Here is a 20,805-nt window from a genome sequence, read left to right as displayed (position 1 = left end):
AATAAGATGTCTAAAATTGCAGCAGTTACTGGAGCAGGTCAAGGAATAGGTTTTGCAATCGCAAAACGTCTCTATAATGATGGTTTTAAAGTAGCTATTATTGATTACAACGAAGAAACAGCTCAAAAAGCAGCAAAAGAACTTGGAGAAAACTCATTTGCGGTTAAAGCTGATGTTTCCGACCGTGAACAAGTTATTTCAGCTTTGAATGCTGTTGTCGACAAATTTGGTGATTTAAATGTTGTAGTTAATAATGCCGGAATTGCCCCAACAACACCAATTGAAACAATTACACCTGAACAATTTCATCAGGTCTATAATATTAATGTTGGTGGAGTTTTGTGGGGGACACAAACAGCAACAGCACTTTTTAGAAAATTAGGTCATGGAGGTAAAATTATCAACGCAACCTCACAAGCTGGAGTTGTTGGAAATCCAAATCTAATGCTCTATTCTTCTTCAAAATTTGCTGTTCGTGGGATGACTCAAATTGCTGCTCGTGATTTAGCAGAAGAAGGAATCACAGTTAATGCTTATGCACCAGGGATTGTAAAAACACCAATGATGTTTGATATTGCGCATCAAGTTGGTAAAAATGCTGGTAAAGATGATGAATGGGGAATGCAAACTTTCGCAAAAGATATTGCCATGAAACGTTTATCTGAGCCTGAAGATGTGGCAAATGTTGTTTCATTCTTAGCTGGCCCTGATTCAAACTATATTACTGGTCAAACAATTATTGTTGATGGAGGAATGCAATTCCATTAATCTAAAAATGAACTGTCAAGTTTTTATCTTGACAGTTCATTTTATTTTGTGCTATAATTGTCTTAAATAAATGAACGAGGTAAGGTCTATTGAAAATCTAAGTTTTGAACTTTAAAAATATTCGTAAAAATCGAGTGTTTTTGTTGTCTTCATAACTTAGAGAGAATAGACTTTTATTATGTTTACAGATTGGGCAATTTGTCAGAATTTGTATCTTTTAAAGCTCTTTTCACCTAAGTTGTGAAAAGAGTTTTTTAATTTAAGGAGAAAATAATGAATCAAAAACAAAAAGAAATGCAAGCTAAACTAGAACAAATTAAGAAGAATAAACCGCAATTTGCTGGGAAAAATACTAATGGGATGACAGCAGTAAAAGCAACCAAGCAAAATCAACACGGAGCAAAAATTAATGCTCCAAGAAAAGCGGGAATTTGAGATTTATGAACATTCAGAGGAACTCACTCTGAGTTTCCTACTCAAATTAGATTTCTTAATTCTCACAAATGAGAGGAGAATTAAATGTCAAATATTGAATTTAAAGACTTAACCTTTGGCTACGGGGATAATCTGATTTTCAATCATGCCCAAATAAATATTGATGACCGTTGGAAATTAGGATTAGTAGGGCGAAATGGCCGTGGAAAATCAACCCTTTTAAACTTACTACAAGGTAAAATAACTACTGACAGCTCGATAATTACTGACAAAAACTTTGTTTACTTCCCCCAATTACTGACAGAAGAAGATTTTAATGATAAAGATAAATCTAAAAAACAAAATACTGCTGATAAATATTCTGTAGAAAGTCTGTCAGTAAAAATTACTGACAGAAATTCACAATTAACTTATTATGTGCTAAATGAATTAGCCGAATTTGAACAATGGAAATTAGAACGTGAATTATCTTTATTGAAAGTTGATTTAGAAATTCTTTGGCGTCCTTTTGGAAGTTTATCAGGTGGGGAACAAACCAAGTGTCTCTTGGCAATTTTATTTTTAGATGAGGACAATTTTCCACTAATTGATGAACCAACAAATCATTTGGATATGGAAAGCAGAAAAATAGTTGCTGACTATATTCAAAAGAAATCAGGATTTATCGTTGTATCACATGACCGAAATTTTCTTAACGAAGTCTGTGACCACACCTTGGCAATTGAACGTCAGAAAATAGTTCTCTATCAGGGAAATTTCTCAACCTATGAACGAGAGAAACAGTTGCGTGATGACTTTGAACTTGCTGAAGATGAAAAATTACGTAAAGATATTTCAAGACTGAAAAAGACTTCGTTAGAAAAAAGAGATTGGTCTAATCAACGAGAAAATGTTGCCGGAGCAACCTTTGTGGATAAAAAAGTTGCCAAAAAACAGAATCAACGAGCAAAATCAATTGAAAAACGAATGGGACAGGAAGTTGAGAATAAAGAGAAATTACTCAAAAATATCGAAAAAACTGAACCTCTTGTCATGAATTTTCAACCTTCACATCATAAAAGACTGATTCAGTTTGAAAATTTTTCTCTTGGATTTACCGAAAAATTACTTTTCCAGCCGATTGATTTTTCTTTGAAAGTGGGAGAGATTGCAGCAATTGTCGGACCAAATGGTCAAGGGAAATCAAGTATTATTAAATATTTATCTGGTGAATTTTCTGGTGAGCACAGTGGATTTGTTCAATTTCCTAAGGGGATAAGGCTATCATTTGTACGTCAGATTTATGATAATCGTGGTTATCTGAAAGACTTTGCTACCGAATATCAATTAGATTATGAATTATTTTTAGCTAATCTCAGAAAACTGGGGATGGAGCGCAAGCAATTTAGCCAAAAGATAGAAACGATGAGTCAAGGACAACAAAAAAAGGTTGAATTAGCTCGTAGTTTATCACAAGAAGCAGAGCTTTATCTCTGGGATGAGCCGCTTAATTATCTTGACGTGTTTAATCGTGAACAAATAATTCAACTTCTAGAAACTTATCATCCAACAATGCTTCTGGTCGAACATGATCAAGCTTTTGTTGAAAAAATTTCTAATCAAATTATTAACCTAAAAGATACATAAATTTAAAAAATAAAAGTAGAGTGATTTTACTCTACTTTTTTAGAATACTTTCATATAATAGAAAATATGAATAAAGCAAAGCGCACAATTTTGTTTTTATTTAAAAAAATGTATACTTTAGATACCCAACCACCATTGACAAAAAATATTAATCTTAAATTGTTTGAAAGCCCGATAAATTAGGAATAGTAATAGGAGAAGAATAGTTCATCATTTAATAGTTATAAGCTAATTATTACTATCATTTCTTTGATTAATATCATCTATTTTTATATCAAGCTTTTTAGATAAACATTGACATTATTTATGCGTTATAAATAAAATTTATCAACACCAAGGGATTTGACTATAACGATAAAAGAAGTTTATAGTAATAAAGTAATAACATTAATTATAATTTTTATGGAGGTTGTACGATGCGTGCACATGAAATTTTAAACAATCCTTTTTTAAATAAAGGAACAGCTTTTACTATGAAAGAACGTCAAGAATTGGGGTTGATTGGTCTTCTTCCACCAACTGTTCAAACAATTGAAGAACAAGCTGAACAAACTTACGAACAATATTTGACAAAACCATCTGATTTAGAAAAACGTCATTTCTTGATGGAAATTTTTAATACAAACCGTACTTTGTTTTACTACTTATTTAACAAACATATTGTAGAATTTAATCCAGTTGTTTATGATCCAACAATTGCTGATACAATTGAAAACTACAGTCATTTGTTCGTAGATCCACAATATGCTGCTTATCTTGATATTAACCACCCTGAAAACATTACTGAAACATTAAAAAATGCAGCAGGTGACAGAGAAATTCGTCTTATTGTTGTAACTGATGCTGAAGGAATCCTTGGTATCGGAGATTGGGGAACTCAAGGTGTTGATATCTCAGTTGGTAAATTAATGATTTATACAGCCGCAGCAGGTATTGATCCAGCGTCTGTACTTCCAGTTGTTATTGATGCAGGAACAAATAGAAAAGAACTTTTAGAAGATCATTTGTATCTTGGAAACCATCAAGAACGTATTTACGGTGACCAATACTACAGTTTCGTCGATCAATTTGTAGAAACTGCAGAATCAATTTTCCCTAAATTGTACCTTCACTGGGAAGACTTCGGTCGTTCAAATGCTGCAACAATTTTAAATAACTACAAAACAAAAATCCCAACATTTAATGATGACATTCAAGGAACTGGTATTGTTGTTTTAGGTGGTATTTTCGGATCACTTGATATTACAGGTGAAAAATTAACTGATCAAGTATACCTTTGCTATGGTGGTGGTTCAGCCGGTGCAGGGATTGCTGGTCGTGTTCATGCTGAAATGGTTAGTGAAGGTCTTTCTGAAGAAGAAGCTTACAAACATTTCTTCATGATTGATCAACAAGGTTTACTTTTTGATGATATGGAAGACCTTACACCAGCTCAAAAACCATTTGCTAAAAAACGTGCTGATTATAAAGATGCTGGAGATATGACTGACCTTCTTAACGTTGTTAAGACAGTAAAACCAACTATTTTAGTAGGAACTTCAACTAATCCAGGTGCCTTTACAAAAGAAGTTGTTGAAGCAATGTGTGCTAATACAGAACGCCCAGTAATATTCCCTATCTCAAATCCAACTAAAAAAATGGAAGCTACAGCTGAACAAGTTATTGAGTGGTCTGATGGAAAAGCTTTTGTCGCTACTGGTGTTCCTTCAGGAACAATCAACTACAAAGGTGTTGATTATCAAATTGGTCAAGCAAACAACTCACTTATCTACCCAGGTTTGGGCTTAGGAATGTTGGCATCTGAAGCAAAACTTTTGACAGATGAAATGATCGGTGCAGCTGCACATTCATTGAGCGGTTTAGTAGATCCAGGTAAACCAGGTGCTCCTGTTCTTCCTCCATTTGAATTTGTTGCTGATGTATCAATTAAAGTTGCAGAAGCAGTTGCTAAGAAAGCTCAAGAACAAGGTCTTACTGAATCTAAAGAAACTGATATGGCTAAAGCAGTTCGTGATCTTAAATGGTATCCAGAGTACTAAGGGGAATATCTTAAATGAAAAAACTTAAAGAAACGAAAATATCGGGAATTAGTCTTCCCTTATATGCCTTTTTCGTAGCTGTCATCATAGTTGTAACACTATTAGGAAAACTTCCACTTGATATGGTAGGGTTAACTCTCCTACTTGTAACATTAGGTCACCTATTATACTTCATAGGAGAAAAACTCCCTATTATGAATTCATACTTAGGTGGGGGATCTGTTTTCACTTTAATTGGTGCTACTCTATTATCTTTCTTCCACATTGTTCCTTCAAATGTTATTGGAGCAGTTTCCAATTTTATGGGAGGGAAATTTGGATTTCTTGATTTTTATATAGCTGCACTTATCTGTGGATCTATTTTAGGAATGAACAGAAATCTTTTGGTTAAAGCTTCCAAGAAATTTATTCCGATTGCTTTAATCACTATGGTTATTGGTTTCTTCTCAGTAGGTCTTGTAGGAATGCTTATTGGTAATGGATTTGCTGATTCTGTAATGTATGTTTCTATGCCAATGATGTCAGGTGGTATGGGAGCCGGAATTACTCCACTCTCTCAAATCTATGCAGCCGGATTGGCTCATGGAAACCAAGCAGCTATCTTCTCTCAACTTGCTCCAGCAGTTACTTTTGGTAATATCCTTGCGATTATTGGTGCCTTATCTATCGCTAAAGTATTCAACAAATCTAAATATAATGGACATGGGACTCTTGTTGCAGCAACTAAAGAAGAGTTGGCTAAACCTAAAATAAAATTAGATGCTCAACAAATCGGAACAGGAATGCTCTTTGCCTTTGCTCTTTTGATGGCTGGTGACATCTTGAACAAATTCTTCCCTAATATTCATCAATATGCATTTATGATTATTATTGTATTTATCTTGAAAGCAACAAATACTGTTCCTAAAGATTTAGAAGAATCTGTAGTGATGTTTAACCAAGTGATTATGACAAACCTTACTCATGCTGTTTTGGCAGGTATTGGTCTTGCTTTGATTGACTTGAATACTCTTGCTTCAGCATTTACATGGCAATTTGTTGTACTTTGCTTGACAAGTGTTGTTGTAATGGGACTTGCTAGTTGGTTCTTGGCTCGCCTCTTTGGCCTTTATCCAGTCGAAACTGCCATTGGTGCAGGGATGATCAATAATTCTATGGGTGGAACAGGTAACATTGCTGTCTTGTCTGCATCAGATAGAATGGAAATGATTGCTTTTGCACAGATGGCTAATAGACTCTGTGGTGCAATTGTTCTTATCTTCGGTGGAATTCTTATCCGATTCTTTTATTAAAATAACCAAAAAAACATTTTATATAAAATGTTTTTTTTTTTACAAAATTAACTGATTAAGGAAATAAAATAGTTGGGACTATATCGCCTCTCGCATGAAGTGGTTCAAGTAAATATAAAAGTTTGGAGCCATATTGATAGTAAAATAATGTAAAGATTTAACAAATTTTCTGCTAATCTTTAAGATACACACTCCTTGTTTGATAAAATATTAAGCTATTCTTTTAACTCCATTATGTCTTAAACTCACTAATAATCGAGAACGTAATATATAAAAATATAATGATGATTGAACCCTAATGAACCCTCTTGATGTATGGTATAATATAAAAATGAATGTAAAAAAACAAATTTTTAAAGGCACACTTTATGCAGTAGTTGCCGGTTGTATGTGGGGAATTTCTGGCATTTTTGGTCAGCTTTTTTTCCGTGATTATCATGGTAGCCCGCTTTGGATTACATCAACACGTTTAACGATTGCTGGTGTTATTTTATTGGCCATGTCTTTTTCGCGAGACCATAAGCGTTTTTTTGATGTCTGGAAATCAAAAAAGAATATGCCAACCCTCTTTTTGTATGTTTTTGGTGGGGTATTTTCTGTTCAATATTTTTATTATGTGGCCATTCAACTTTCAAATAGTGCTACAGCGACAATTTTACAATATACAGCACCTGTTTTTATTATGCTTTATTTACTCATTTTTCAACGTCAAGTACCAAAACCCAAATCGGTCTTATTCGTCATTTTAGCAATGATAGGTGTTTTTTTGTTGATTACGGACGGAAATATCAAACATTTATCAATCAGTCCCCTAGCTCTTGTAACAGGCCTTCTCGCTGGTGTAGCTGTTGTTATTTATTCAATCATCCCTCGGCCATTATTAGATAAATATGGCGCACTTAATATGACAGGTTGGGGAATGATGCTTGCGGGGATTGCCTGTAATATCTTCTATCCAGTTTGGCGTATTGATTTTCGAATTGAACCCTTGTCAATTTTTTATGTTTTAACAATTTCTATTGTTGGAACAGCACTGGCTTTTTTATTGCTTTTAAGAGCCTTTCAATTGATTTCACCGCTTGTTGTTTCTGTTGCAACAGCTACTGAACCATTGACTTCTGTTTTTTTAAGTATTCCATTATTTGGCTTGAAATTAACCCCACTTGAATTACTAGGAATTGTTATGGTCATCGTTTCTGTTATTCTTCTATCGAAATCAGAACAAGCTTAAAAGAAACCTAGGGGTTTCTTTTTTTAAACTGTTTTATTAGAAAATTCTGATATAATATTTTTATTAGGAGAGAATTTTTATGGAAGAGTATTATTTACCATTGGAACTTAAAACGGACGTTTGGAAGTTAGCATTTCTTTGGTCAATTTTTATATTTTTGTCTTTTTTCGAGAATTTTTTTATTCAGGAATCTATCAATTCTGAAAGTTTGCGCCATATTATTTTAAGTTTATTAATTGGACTATTACTTATATATTTTTTGATATTTCTCATCAATCATTCTCGACGAAAGTTGGTCATCATCAACGAAGAAGGAATTCAATTACGGCTATCATTTCGTGAAGTTAAGATTGAGTGGAGAGACATCCGAGGAATGTATGTTCGTTCAGGTGTACTATATATTTGTGAACAAACTTCATTTAATCCTGTCTATATTGAAAAGAAAATTTGGTATAAACGGCTAAAGTTTTATCAAAATTATTTTGACCCAGGTCACAATTTAAAAATTGTATTGTCGATACAGGGCTCTATCATATCTATGGATATTAATGAACTTTCTATTATTTGTGAAGAAGTATGGTTAAAACAGAGTGGTTTTGAACAAAGGGATTTATTTACAGAAAATCCTTTTGAAAAAATTGATGAGGCCACTAGAGCAAGAAAATTAAATCCTTGGAAAAGGATTCTACTTTATGCTGTATTTTTTATTATTGCTCTGGGAGGTTTAATATTTAAAGATAAAATTAAAGAAACCTACAGTTTAGTGGATAATCAAGTTTATTATGTTGTAGATTCAAAAACAAATAATGTACAATTTGCCTTTGAAACTTCAACTTTTGAAAAAAAACAAGAAGCGAGTATTGTTACTGACAGAGCTATGAGAGAGCTTAGTTACTATTCAGAGGATTATTTCAAGGATATTGAGAGAAAATATTATGATCATCAATTATTAACGGGAGAAAATTTTGCAATTGTAGCTGCAAGTCATCCAACTTGGTGGAAACAAACCTTTGATTTCAGTAGATATGTTAAGAAAAATCAACTTCAAAAAATTACATTAACGAGTATAAAAAAACCACTTTTAAAGAATTATTTAACAGCACAGATGGAACTAACTCAGAATCAATTTAAAGGTAAAAAATTTCCAGTTAAAATTTTGAAAGCAAAATAAAAATATCCATTTCTGACAAAATGTTAGCTACTAAAGTGTGTTATAATATTAACATGGACTACGAAAATTATATCTGGGATTTAGGCGGAACTTTATTGGACAATTATGAAAGTTCTAGTCATGCATTTGCTGCAACGCTTTGGTCAATGGCAGAGCGTGTTGTTTTGCGCACTGATGTATATGATGCGCTAAAAGTTTCAACGGCTTACGCTGTTGAAAAATATGCCAGTGATTTGCCAGGCTTTTTGGAAGAATACAAAAAGCTAGAAGCAGAGGAATTAGAAAAACCAATTCTCTTTTCCGGTGCTAAAAAAGTACTGACAGACCTATCAGTAAAAGGAAATAAGAATTTTATGATTTCACATCGCAATCATCAAGTTCTGACAATTCTGTCAGCAGCTGAAATTGATTCATATTTTACAGAGGTTGTCACGTCTGATAATGGCTTCAAACGAAAACCAGCACCAGAATCAATTAACTATTTGTTAAATAAATATAAACTCAATCCAAAGAAGACAGTGATGATTGGCGATCGTCCTTTAGATATTGAAGCAGGAAATGCTGCTGGGATATCAACAATTTATTTTGATAGCTCAACAGATTCAACTCTGTCAGGACAAGCGATTAACACTGTAAGTGATGGTTCGCTTAATAGCAAGCCAACTCACATTATTCATCAGCTGATAGAGATTATTTTGTAATCTTAAAAAAATGAATTAATGATAAGCAGATTTTTAGTCAAAATTGCTTATTTTTTTTACAAGTTTGAGTGACAAAATACCATGCACTAGAGCTAAAATCGCTGATTTATGGTATAATAGTAGTAAGTTTTTCATAGAAATGAGAGTTAACTTTGAACGAAGAAAATAAAAATTTAGAAATGCTTGCAGACGAATATGACGCCAGTCAAATTCAAGTACTTGAAGGTCTTGAAGCAGTACGTATGCGTCCAGGGATGTATATTGGTTCAACCTCAAAAGAAGGTTTGCACCATTTAGTCTGGGAAATTGTTGACAATTCAATTGATGAAGCACTTGCAGGATTTGCAAGCCATATTGAGGTTTTTATTGAGCCTGATAATTCAATTACTGTTGTTGATGATGGACGTGGAATTCCGGTTGATATTCAAGAAAAAACGGGTCGTCCAGCCGTGGAAACAGTCTTCACAGTGTTGCATGCTGGAGGTAAATTTGGTGGAGGCGGCTATAAAGTTTCTGGTGGATTGCACGGTGTTGGTTCATCTGTTGTTAATGCTTTGTCAACAGTACTAGATGTTACTGTTCATAAAGATGGCCAAAAATATTATCAAGAATATCATCGTGGTCTCGTTGGAGATGATTTAAAAATTATTGGTGAAACTGACCGTAGAGGGACAACTGTTCACTTTGTACCAGACCCAGAAATTTTTACAGAAACTGTTGAATTTGATTTTGATAAGCTTGCAACACGTGTTCGTGAGTTAGCCTTTTTGAATCGCGGTCTTCGCATTTCCTTAACAGACAAACGTGAAGGAAATGAAAAAAATGAAGTTCACTTCCATTATGAAGGTGGAATTCAGTCTTATGTTGAATATTTAAATGAAAATAAGACAGTCATTTTTGAACCAGCAATTTTTACTGAAGGTGAAATGGATGGAATTGCTGTTGAAGTAGCAATGCAATATACTGATACTTATCATTCAGTAGTGATGTCCTTTGCTAACAACATCAACACTCATGAAGGTGGAACACATGAGCAAGGTTTTAGAACAGCCCTTACTCGTGTTATTAATAATTACGCAAAACAAAATAAAATTCTTAAAGAAAACGAAGATAATTTAACTGGGGATGATGTCCGCGAAGGATTGACAGCAGTTATTTCGGTTAAGCATCCTAATCCACAATTTGAAGGGCAAACCAAAACAAAACTTGGGAACTCAGAAGTAACAGGAATTGTTAACAAACTCTTTGCGGAAGCTTTGACAACATTTATGTTAGAAAATCCACAAGTTGCTCGTAAAATCGTTGAAAAAGGGATTTTGGCAAGTAAAGCAAGGATTGCAGCAAAACGTGCGCGTGAAGTGACACGTAAAAAATCAGGGCTTGAAATTTCCAACCTTCCTGGTAAATTAGCTGACTGTTCATCAAATAATCCAGAACAAACAGAATTATTCATCGTCGAAGGAGATTCGGCTGGAGGTTCGGCTAAATCAGGACGTAATCGTGAATTCCAAGCAATTTTACCTATTCGTGGTAAGATTTTGAATGTGGAAAAAGCAACGATGGATAAAATTTTGGCCAATGAAGAAATTCGTTCTCTATTCACTGCAATGGGAACTGGTTTTGGAGCAGATTATGATTTGTCGAAAGCACGTTATCACAAACTTGTTATCATGACCGATGCCGATGTCGACGGAGCACACATCCGTACGCTTTTACTAACACTCTTCTACCGTTATATGCGCCCAGTTGTTGAAGCAGGGTATGTTTATATTGCTCAGCCACCAATTTACGGTATCAAAGTTGGTTCAGAAACAAAAGAATACATTCAACCAGGTGAAAATCAAGAAAAAGATTTACAAGAAGCTTTAGCACGTTGGGCACAAGGAAGAACAAAGCCTACTGTACAACGTTATAAAGGTTTAGGGGAAATGGATGACCATCAACTTTGGGATACAACAATGGATCCTGAGCACCGTTTAATGGCACGTGTATCTGTTGAAGACGCAGCAGAAGCTGACAAAATCTTTGATATGCTCATGGGAGACAGAGTTGAACCTCGTCGTGAATTTATCGAAAATAATGCTCAGTACTCGACAATTGATGCATAATATAGTAAAAACAACTCATTTTTGTTTGAGTTGTTTTTTTATTGAACGAAATGTTAGCGCTTTATCGAAAGGTGTAATATAATGAAGTCAAGAAGGAGGTGGATTATGCCTGAAATAAACCCCAAATTAAGCAATGAGCAAATGAAGGAACTTGAAGATGAAGCACTCCGAAATGCAACAGTTGGTACGCAAACAGGAATTCAAGATACCTTTGAAAAGACCACAAGTAAAGCTGAGGAGCTGTTTAGTGAGGCTTCAAAAGCGCTCAAAGAAGTTGAAGATAAAGAAAAGTAGGTTCTCCTACTTTTTATTATTAAGATGTATTTATTTATCTACTTAATGATTATTTAAAGTGCTTATGATAGAATATGACTATAAAATACATAAAAAATAATTAATCGAATATGAAAGAAGATAGATGAACAAAGGAATTATTGCTCAAAAAATTGTAGTTTCCATGTAAATATTTATAAAATGATGAACTATATTTACATGGAGAATAAAAAATGAAACAAAATAAATATGATAATGAACGTTTTTTCAAAAATTATGCATCAATGTCAAGGTCCCAAAAGGGATTGAAGGCCGCTGGTGAATGGTCTGAATTAGAAAAACTACTCCCAAATTTTCAGGATAAAAAAGTTTTGGATTTAGGGTGTGGATGTGGATGGCACTGTAAATATGCAGTCAATCATGGAGCTAAAGAAGTAGTAGGAATAGACCTTTCACACAAGATGCTTGAAGTTGCTCTTGATATTAATAATGATAAAAAAATTACCTATCAACAATCCGCAATAGAGGATATTAACTTTCCTGCAGATACTTTTGATGTTGTGTTTAGTTCATTAGCTTTTCACTACATTTCAAATTTTGAAGACCTGGTTTGCAAAATTTCAAAGTGTCTTAAAAAGAATGGTGAATTTATTTTCTCTGTTGAACATCCTCTCTATACCTCATCAGGGAAACAAGATTGGTGTTATGATGCAGAGGGTAAAATTCTTCATTTTCCAGTTGATAAATTATTATTATGAAGGAAAACGTGAAGTCAATTTCTTAGGTGAGCCAATTATTAAGTATCATCGGACATTAACAGGCTATATAAATTCTTTGTTAAGTTCTGGTTTTGAACTTACTAATGTAATTGAACCCAAACCTCCTATAGAAATGAGAGAGCTTGAAGAAATGAAAAATGAGATGAGACGTCCAATGATGTTGCTTATTTCTACAAGAAATAAAAAATCATAGTCATAAAGTAACTATAATAAGAGTTCCTATTTGAATAAAGTATGGGACTCTTATTTTTATTTAGTTCGTTTAATGATATTAGTAGTTTTTTAATTACTTTTGAAGTAAAATTGTAGTTAGGAGAAGAAAAGATGAAAAAAATATATCTTGTTGCAATTTTTTTAGTAGCAACACTTGGAATGTCAGCCTGTAGTTCAAAACAAAATTCTCAAACAACAAAAGAAAGTTCTAAAAGTAGCCAAAGCTCACGAAGCTCTTCAATAACTGAGAGCACTTCGAGTACTACCCAGTCATCAAGTATTACTAAAGAGTCCTCTTCATCAATAGAAAAATCAATTTCTCCCTCAACTTCTACACAAATAAGAAAATGGAACCCAGAGAAAAATCAACGTCTTGCAGAGTTTATGTCAGCTTGGGGGATAGAAATGGGACAATCTTACAATCAGTATGATCCTAATCACAATCTTAATTTATATGGTCTCTCTATTCCTTGGTCAGTTATAGATAATAATTCAACTTGGAAAGCAGCAATAAATAATCAGCCTATCGAATTAAAATGGTCAGAAACAGGAGAAGATTCAGGAGGATATCAATTAGTTGATGTTTATTCAGATATGAATGAGAAAAACTCTGGTGTTAATCATGTTTATCTCTTTGTTATTAAATCAGGAAATCCCATGGTGCTTTATACCGCACAAAATCAAGGAAATACAAATAATTATTTATATCTAAAAGAAACAGAGAATAATGAATTAAAAAATGCCTTCGCACGAATTGTTGGATAATTTTAAAAATAAAAAAGCCTATTTTGGAATAGGTTTTTTTATTTTTTTAAAAAATTAAAAACTAAAATTTTTATTCTTGACAAAAGATAGTGAACGGATTATAATAGTTAACGTCGTTAGTAAATATCACCGTTAGGGAGGAGTGAAAATGGATTACAATAAGGCAGCGGAGGTTTTCCTCACAACTGTTATCAAAAGAGGAAAAGCAGAGATGATGCACCGCTTTAATACCTACTCCCAAGGGGAGCATTTGGTATTGGGCTATCTTTATAAGGAAGCTGGTAAGCAAATTGTTCCAAGTAAGATTGCAAAATTTACGCATACAAGTACTGCAAGAATTGCGACAATCTTGAATAATCTTGAGAGTAAAAATTTAGTTACCCGTGAGATTTCAAGAACAGACCGTCGAAAAATTTTAGTAGCCATTACTGATAAAGGACGTCATGTTGCAGAAGAGATTCGAGTAGAAGCTTGCTCAAATTTAGCACGCGTTTTTGAAGAAATGGGTGAAGAACGAACAGAAAGTTTCATTGAAAATTTCAAATTATTTTTAGAAATTGGAATGAAGCTAGCTAAAGAAGACAAAGAAAAAGAGGAGGAAAAAAATGCCTGATACATACGAAAAAGATTACCATTTAGATATACATGGTAAACATTATAGCCGAATCGGAATGCTTATTTTGATTCTGGTTGGTACATTTGGAGCCATGTTGATGCAAACATCACTCGGGACAGCAATTCCAACATTGATGAATGACTTCAACATCTCCATGTCAACAGCACAACAAGCAACAACATGGTTTTTATTAGCCAATGGGATTATGGTTCCTATTTCAGCATATTTAGCAACAAAATTCCCTACACGTTGGCTTTACGTTACAGCATACGCAATTTTATTTATCGGAATGTTTGTTGCTTACTCGGCTCCAACATCAAGCTGGTGGGTTTTCCTAGCAGGTCGGATTCTGCAAGCTATTGCAGTTGGGATTACAATGCCTTTGATGCAAGTTGCCCTTGTTAACATGTTTCCAGCTAAACAAATGGGAGCAATCATGGGGGTTGCCGGAGTTGTTCTTGTCCTTGCGCCAGCCTTAGGTCCAACATTTGCAGGTTGGTTAATTACTCATAAATTTAACCTTATCTTTTGGACATTTGCAGCAAGTTGGAGAACAATTTTCCTTATTCCAATGATTGTTGTCGGAGTTGTTTTCCTTATTTCAATCTTTGCTATGCGTGATGTTATTCCGAACCGTTCAATGAAATTAGACTTCTTGTCAGTTTTACTTTCAGTTGTTGGTTTTGGTGCTTTCCTTTGGGGATTCACTAATGTTGCAACTGACGGATGGGGCAAATTTAATACCGTTATCGCCCCAATTGTTGGAGGGTTGATTATTATCTTCCTCTTTGGTTTACGTCAACTTAAAATGGACGATCCATTCCTTGATATTCGCGTCTTTAAAATTAGACAGTTTACTTTGGTAACTCTTGCACTTGCTTTAAGTACAATGGCAATGATGGGTGTTGAAATGATGCTTCCTCTTTACCTTCAAGATGTTCATGGACTTTCTGCCTTTAATTCAGGTTTGGTTCTCTTACCTGGGTCATTAATGATGGCTGTTGTTGCCCCACTTGCTGGTGGAGTTTATGACCGAATTGGTTCAAAACGTCTTGCGGTGATTGGTTTCCTCGTTTTAGCACTGGGAACTATACCATTTATGTTCTTTACAGCTACGACTCCTGACCACTTTGTTACTCTTCTTTATGGATTACGTATGGTTGGTGTTGGTATGGTAATGATGCCATTAACAACTAGTGCCATGAATGCAGTTCCAGTTAATGAAGTCGCTCAAGCAACAGCTTCAAACAATACAGCGCGTCAAGTCGCGTCATCAGTTGTTGTTGCCCTCCTTTCTTCAGTCGCTCAAAATGTAATTACTAACAATATGCCTGCTTCATCATTAAAATCAACAAATCCATTGCAATTTGCAAATAAAGCAATTGAAGCAATGTTACAAGGTTACCACGCTTCATTCGCAATTGGACTCGTCTTTGCCATTATTGGTATCGGAGTTGCTCTCTTCTTGAAGAGTGGTCGAATGATTTCTGGTGTCCCTGTTGAAGAACAAGACTTGAAAGGAGAAAATAAATAATGCTAATTATATTATTATTGGTAGTGTTTATGATTGGAACTTTCTTTGGTTTCATGTTTATAAAAAACACAATCGCTCATTGGTTAGTTGGTGGAATTTCCTTTCTCTTATTAGCTGGTTCTGTGACCATGCTAACTATGCATATCAGAGATAACTGGGGAATGAAAGAAGTAACAACTTCAACTACGCACCAAATTTATACTGCTGGAGATAAATCAGCTCCTTATGGAATGATGATTAAAGCAGAAATTGGTAAAAACACTGATAATTATGTCTTTGTTTACCGAAATAATGAAAAATCGGAAAAAGCCGACACTAATTTTAAACCTGATGAAAAACACATTTCAGAAGCTGTTAAAAAATCAGCGACTTATAAATTAGTGGATGATACTAAAGCAACAGTTACAACTAAAACGACAAGACGCGTTTGGTCATCTGACTTTTATAAATTACTATTTAGTGTAGGTGGTGAACAAAATGAATTAGTTAAACAAAATTCAGTTGTTTCAGTACCTAAAGATACATGGTTAGTTTTGACTCAAGATCAAGTTAAAAAATTGAGTCAAGAAGCTCCAGCAATGCAAAAACAAATGGAAGCTCAACTTAAAGCTGACCCACAAAAAGCGGCTCAACTTGCTGCACTTCAAAAATCAAATCCAACAGAATATGCTAAAATGCAAGTAAAACAAATTAAGCAACTTCTTGGAATTACTGAATAAATAATAAAAAGACTTCAAAATTATTTGAGGTCTTTTTATTACATTTAAGTTAAGTAAATATAAATAGCACAAAGAAAGTTACTTTGCGTTATTTTTCTTGACAATAAATAAAACTAATAATACAATTTATAAATAAAAAGAGTCTGATTTTTATACATCACAAAATATCCTTCAGAAGATAACAAAACGATAACCCTGAGATGTATTAGATATGTTTCGGGTTAATATTTTAATCATTAATAGACATTTAAAAATTGTAGTGATATAATTAAAAGGATTTAGTTATAGTTAAGTTTTTATTTACTATTGATGGGAAAGATGTATTGGTGTCGGCAAATTTGGCAGCAACAAACCCTCGTTTACAACAAACAACCGTTATCAATCTTTCTACAAGTGCCATACTTCCAGACAAACAAACCTTATTAACTCTCTATAATTCTAAGGGAGAAGCTGCGGTTATTAAAGAAATGGAAAAACTACTTCAGGTTAAAATTAATAAATTTGTAGGAATGAATTTCGATCAAATGGGAGAATTAGTTCAAGCGATTGGTGGCGTATCCATTCAAAATGCTAATGAATTTTCGGCACAAGGATTTAAATTTCCTCAAGGGACAGTTGCTTTAAATAAAGCAGAGGAAGTGGCAGCATATTTTACTTTGTTAAATGCTGGAGATACTAAAAAAGCTTTTGCACGTCAGCAAGAAGTAGTGATGGCAGTCGTTAGCAAACTCAAAAGTCCACGTGTTTTAATTAGAAATTATGGTCAAATTTTGACGGCATTCCCTAAGGTTTTTAAAACAAGTTTTAACTTTGGAAATGTTAAGGCTTTAGCATTAAATTACCATGGAGCAATAAGGATTAAAAAAATTAATATCCATAGCGATAAAGTGGAGGGACAGTCAGAAGTGACGACAATTTCACAAGCTAATCTTGATTTGGCGAAAATACAATTTCAAGAAAGTTTAAAATAAAAAGAAAAAAATCATTGGACAAACATCTAATGATTTTTTTATGACATCTATTTAGTAGAAAATGCAATTTTTGACAAAAAGAATGTATTTTTTAACAGCTTTGACTGCCCTTTTTGGAAGAGTTTATGTATAATAGAATTAGTTAGTTTTGCTATTGATATAGCAGCAGAAATGGAGAGATATAATGCCTAAAAAATTTGGTCGTATTCATCTTGTTGTAATGGACTCTGTCGGAATTGGTGCTGCACCAGATGCTGACAAATTCTTTAATCATGACGTTGAAACGCATGAAGCAATTAATGATGTGAACTCAGACACGATTGGTCATATTTCAGAAATTCGTGGGCTTGATGTGCCTAACCTTCAAAAATTGGGTTGGGGAAATATCCCGCGCGAAAGTCCGCTCAAAACGGTTCCAAAAGCTGATAAACCAGCAGCATATGTCACTAAACTAGAAGAAATTTCAAAAGGTAAGGATACAATGACTGGGCACTGGGAAATTATGGGCTTAAATATTCAAACGCCATTCCCAACTTATCCAGAAGGTTATCCAGAGGATTTACTTGAAAAAATTGAAGAATTTTCTGGCCGTAAAATCATTCGTGAAGCAAATAAACCTTATTCTGGAACAGCAGTCATTGAAGATTTTGGTCCTCGTCAATTGGAAACTGGTGAGTTGATTATTTATACTTCAGCAGACCCTGTTTTGCAAATTGCGGCACATGAAGATGTCATTTCTCGTGAAGAACTTTATAAAATTTGTGAATATGTTCGTTCAATTACCCTTGAAGGGTCTGGAATCATGATTGGCCGAATCATCGCTCGCCCTTATGTTGGAGAAGCTGGAAACTTTGAACGGACTGATGGACGTCGTGACTATGCTTTGTCACCATTTGCTGAAACAGTTTTGGAAAAACTTTATAAGGCTGGAATTGATACTTATTCAGTTGGGAAAATTTCAGATATTTTCAACACAGTAGGTGTGAAATATGATATGGGGCATAATCATAACGATATGGACGGGGTTGACCGTCTGCTTAAAGCAATGACAAAAGCTGAGTTTACCGAAGGATTTTCTTTCACAAACTTAGTTGACTTCGATGCTAAATATGGACATCGTCGCGATGTTGAAGGTTACGGAAAAGCAATTGAAGACTTTGACGGTCGTTTGCCAGAAATCATTGATGCAATGAAAGAAGATGATTTGTTGATGATTACTGCTGACCACGGAAATGACCCTTCATACGTAGGAACTGACCATACTCGTGAATATATTCCACTTGTGATTTTCTCTAAATCATTGAAAGACCCTAAAGTTTTACCAGTGGGACATTTTGCTGATATTTCAGCAACTGTTGCCGAAAACTTCTCTGTTAAGAAGGCTCAAACTGGTGAATCATTCTTGGATGCTTTGGTTTAATAGGAAAAAATTTCTGTCAGTAAATTTTACTGACAGAGTTTAGAAAGATTTATTTATGGCTAAGAAAGCATTTTGTCAGTCGTGTGGAATGCCAATTGCTGATGATTCTTATAAGGGAACTGAAGCAAATGGAGAGTTTTCAACAGACTATTGTATCTATTGCTATATGCAAGGACGATTTGTCCAACCAGAACTTACTTTTGCTGAAATGGTTGAAACTGGGCGAAAAGGTTTAGATAATAATTCAATGCCCAAAATGCAAAAATGGCTTTTCAAAAAGCTTTATCCAATGCAACTCAAAGGTTTGAAACGCTGGAAAAATTAAGTTCTTAACTTACTGATGGAAATTCTGTCAGTAAATTTGATAATTATATTAAAAGAAAAGGAAATTAAAAATGCCAACACCACATATCGAAGCTCAAAAAGGCGAAATCGCAGATAAAATTCTCTTACCAGGAGATCCACTTCGCGCAAAATTTATCGCAGAAAACTTCCTTGAAGATGCTGTGCAATTTAACCAAGTTCGCGGAATGCTTGGCTTTACTGGAACTCACAAGGGCCATCGTGTTTCTGTTATGGGAACAGGAATGGGAATTCCTTCAATCTCAATCTATGCTAATGAATTAATTACAGAATACGGTGTAAAAAGATTAATTCGTGTTGGGACTGCTGGTTCTGTAAATGAAGATGTTCATATTCGTGACCTTGTCATTGGGCAAGCAGCTGCGACAACTTCAGCGATTATTCGTAATGATTTCCCTGATTTTGATTTCCCCCAAATTGCTGATTTTGATTTGCTTGATAAAGCATATCATATTGCAAAAGACCTTGGAATTACAACTCACGTTGGAAATATTCTCAGCTCTGATTTGTTCTACGGTGGACCAGATGCAGTTAAAGTTGGAAAACTTGGTGTGAAGGCTGTTGAAATGGAAGCTGCTGGCCTTTATTATCTTGGGGCAAAATATAAAGTTCAAACTTTGGGAATTATGACAATCTCTGACCATATTTTGACTGGAGAATCAACAACTTCTGAAGAGCGTCAATTGACTTTCACAGATATGATGAAAGTTGGTTTGGAAACTTTGATTTCTGAATAATTAGTTAAAGTTCTGTCTTAATGACAGGACTTTTTTATTTATTATCAATAAAAAAGCATTTAATCATCTGTGCTTAAAAAATTTTGATATGATGGAATAAACTAGGAAATTAAATTTTCCTTCAAACAAAGGAGAAAAGATGACTTACGAAGATTTTATCAAAGAAGCAGGATTGGCAAGAGAAAATTTTAGGTGGGCTTGGGCATTTTGTAATGAGGTTGATGGTCCAATAACTGAGCCAGAATTGGCTGATAAACTTTTAGATTTAGTATTAGAAGGAAAGAAAAGTGCGACGGCTAGCGCTGTAGCTGAATATGGTGAAGATGAACCATTCCCTTCAGTTGATGGAAAATTTGATATTTTACTAGATGGAAAAGGTCAACCAAGAGCTGCTATTACAACTTCTAAAGTTTATGTGCGAAATTTTTTTGATGTCAGCGCTGAGCATGCTTTTAAAGAAGGAGAAGGGGATCAAAGTTTAGACTACTGGCGGAAAGTGCATCAAGACTTTTGGAGTGACTTAAAAGTATATAGTCCTAATATGGAAGTGCTTTGCGAAGAATTTGAAGTTCTTTACCAAAACTAAAAGTAGTAAATAAAAATTGTTGACTATTTTTTTAGTCATGCTATAATTATTTTAAAATTATGCTTTATGAAAAGAGAAATAAAATGGAAGAAATACTTATTGTGACTACAAATGAAGTGGCTGGTTATCGAATTACTGAAGTATATGGTGAAGTTTTCGGATTAACAACGCGTTCAAGAAATTTATTTTCAAGTGCCGGTCAACAGATGAAAACTGTTGTAGGTGGCGAAATAAATGGTTATACAAAACTTCAACATGAAACCCGTGAAACTTCGATTGATCGTATGAGAGAGGAAGCTAAAGCCAAAGGAGCAAATGCAATTGTTGCGATGCGTTTTGACTCATCGACTTTCCAAAATATTGATTCTGTCGCTGCTTATGGAACAGCTGTTAAAATTGAAAAAATCTAAAGGCTAGCGAAAGCTAGTTTTTTTATTTCCGAACAATTTTTAGTTAAG

The 20,805-nt window shown here is 34.2% G+C and carries 20 protein-coding genes and 1 pseudogene; all 21 read left to right on the top strand.

Annotated features, from left to right (window positions below; genetic code table 11):
• The first annotated feature begins 6 nt into the window (after positions 1–6).
• The 21 genes and pseudogenes from HFD15_RS06775 (at position 7) to HFD15_RS06675 (ending at position 20,757) form a co-directional block, all read left to right on the top strand.
• Positions 7–768, top strand: coding sequence for a (S)-acetoin forming diacetyl reductase (locus HFD15_RS06775; RefSeq protein ID WP_012897548.1), 762 nt, complete (start codon positions 7–9; stop codon positions 766–768).
• A gap of 273 nt (positions 769–1,041) precedes the next feature.
• Positions 1,042–1,203 (top strand): hypothetical protein, encoded by a 162-nt coding sequence (locus HFD15_RS06770; protein ID WP_003131412.1) that lies wholly within the window; start codon positions 1,042–1,044, stop codon positions 1,201–1,203.
• 84 nt (positions 1,204–1,287) lie between these two features.
• On the top strand, positions 1,288–2,829 hold the full coding sequence (abc-f, locus tag HFD15_RS06765; RefSeq protein WP_167593455.1) for a ribosomal protection-like ABC-F family protein: 1,542 nt from the start codon (positions 1,288–1,290) through the stop codon (positions 2,827–2,829).
• A gap of 416 nt (positions 2,830–3,245) precedes the next feature.
• Entirely contained in the window at positions 3,246–4,868 is a 1,623-nt protein-coding gene (locus HFD15_RS06760; RefSeq protein WP_021722333.1) for a malolactic enzyme, read from the top strand.
• Between the two features lie 14 nt (positions 4,869–4,882).
• On the top strand, positions 4,883–6,160 hold the full coding sequence (locus HFD15_RS06755; RefSeq protein ID WP_003131417.1) for a citrate:cation symporter: 1,278 nt from the start codon (positions 4,883–4,885) through the stop codon (positions 6,158–6,160).
• 331 nt (positions 6,161–6,491) lie between these two features.
• Positions 6,492–7,391, top strand: a complete 900-nt coding sequence (locus tag HFD15_RS06750) for a DMT family transporter (protein ID WP_025016673.1) — start codon at positions 6,492–6,494, stop codon at positions 7,389–7,391.
• A 538-nt stretch (positions 7,392–7,929) separates the two neighbouring features.
• Complete coding sequence (locus HFD15_RS14275) at positions 7,930–8,562, top strand: hypothetical protein (RefSeq protein WP_235586248.1); 633 nt, start codon at positions 7,930–7,932, stop codon at positions 8,560–8,562.
• Between the two features lie 53 nt (positions 8,563–8,615).
• On the top strand, positions 8,616–9,263 hold the full coding sequence (locus HFD15_RS06740) for an HAD family hydrolase (RefSeq protein WP_058209187.1): 648 nt from the start codon (positions 8,616–8,618) through the stop codon (positions 9,261–9,263).
• 152 nt (positions 9,264–9,415) lie between these two features.
• The gene (gyrB, locus tag HFD15_RS06735; protein ID WP_003131421.1) at positions 9,416–11,371 is read left to right on the top strand and encodes a DNA topoisomerase (ATP-hydrolyzing) subunit B; all 1,956 of its coding nucleotides are present in this window, start codon (positions 9,416–9,418) and stop codon (positions 11,369–11,371) included.
• A 105-nt stretch (positions 11,372–11,476) separates the two neighbouring features.
• Positions 11,477–11,665, top strand: coding sequence for a hypothetical protein (locus HFD15_RS06730; RefSeq protein ID WP_021465420.1), 189 nt, complete (start codon positions 11,477–11,479; stop codon positions 11,663–11,665).
• 212 nt (positions 11,666–11,877) lie between these two features.
• Positions 11,878–12,616: pseudogene (locus tag HFD15_RS06725) on the top strand (class I SAM-dependent methyltransferase).
• 131 nt (positions 12,617–12,747) lie between these two features.
• A complete protein-coding gene (locus HFD15_RS06720) occupies positions 12,748–13,401 on the top strand; it encodes a DUF4767 domain-containing protein (RefSeq protein ID WP_058208379.1) in 654 nt (217 codons plus the stop codon).
• A gap of 148 nt (positions 13,402–13,549) precedes the next feature.
• A complete protein-coding gene (locus HFD15_RS06715) occupies positions 13,550–14,014 on the top strand; it encodes a MarR family winged helix-turn-helix transcriptional regulator (RefSeq protein WP_012897558.1) in 465 nt (154 codons plus the stop codon).
• Complete coding sequence (locus HFD15_RS06710; protein ID WP_058208380.1) at positions 14,007–15,551, top strand: MDR family MFS transporter; 1,545 nt, start codon at positions 14,007–14,009, stop codon at positions 15,549–15,551. Before HFD15_RS06715 ends, HFD15_RS06710 begins: the two co-directional genes overlap by 8 nt.
• Positions 15,551–16,270 (top strand): DUF4811 domain-containing protein, encoded by a 720-nt coding sequence (locus HFD15_RS06705; RefSeq protein WP_014570501.1) that lies wholly within the window; start codon positions 15,551–15,553, stop codon positions 16,268–16,270. The genes HFD15_RS06710 and HFD15_RS06705 overlap by 1 nt, the downstream gene beginning before the upstream one ends.
• A gap of 326 nt (positions 16,271–16,596) precedes the next feature.
• Positions 16,597–17,241, top strand: a complete 645-nt coding sequence (locus HFD15_RS06700; RefSeq protein ID WP_235586249.1) for an LCP family protein — start codon at positions 16,597–16,599, stop codon at positions 17,239–17,241.
• 184 nt (positions 17,242–17,425) lie between these two features.
• On the top strand, positions 17,426–18,661 hold the full coding sequence (locus HFD15_RS06695; protein WP_004255006.1) for a phosphopentomutase: 1,236 nt from the start codon (positions 17,426–17,428) through the stop codon (positions 18,659–18,661).
• Between the two features lie 55 nt (positions 18,662–18,716).
• Positions 18,717–18,986: a zinc ribbon domain-containing protein gene (locus tag HFD15_RS06690; RefSeq protein WP_167593453.1), complete on the top strand. Its 270-nt coding sequence runs from the start codon at positions 18,717–18,719 to the stop codon at positions 18,984–18,986.
• A gap of 70 nt (positions 18,987–19,056) precedes the next feature.
• Positions 19,057–19,761: a purine-nucleoside phosphorylase gene (gene deoD / locus HFD15_RS06685; RefSeq protein ID WP_167593451.1), complete on the top strand. Its 705-nt coding sequence runs from the start codon at positions 19,057–19,059 to the stop codon at positions 19,759–19,761.
• Positions 19,762–19,900: 139 nt separating this feature from the next.
• Positions 19,901–20,347, top strand: a complete 447-nt coding sequence (locus tag HFD15_RS06680) for an ASCH domain-containing protein (protein ID WP_004255012.1) — start codon at positions 19,901–19,903, stop codon at positions 20,345–20,347.
• 83 nt (positions 20,348–20,430) lie between these two features.
• Positions 20,431–20,757 (top strand): heavy metal-binding domain-containing protein, encoded by a 327-nt coding sequence (locus tag HFD15_RS06675; protein ID WP_010905638.1) that lies wholly within the window; start codon positions 20,431–20,433, stop codon positions 20,755–20,757.
• Positions 20,758–20,805 lie beyond the last annotated feature (48 nt).

The sequence above is a fragment of the Lactococcus sp. EKM203L genome (assembly GCF_011800585.1).
In the GTDB taxonomy this organism is placed as follows: Bacteria; Bacillota; Bacilli; order Lactobacillales; family Streptococcaceae; genus Lactococcus; species Lactococcus lactis.
This window is presented reverse-complemented; position numbering and strand designations above follow the sequence as displayed.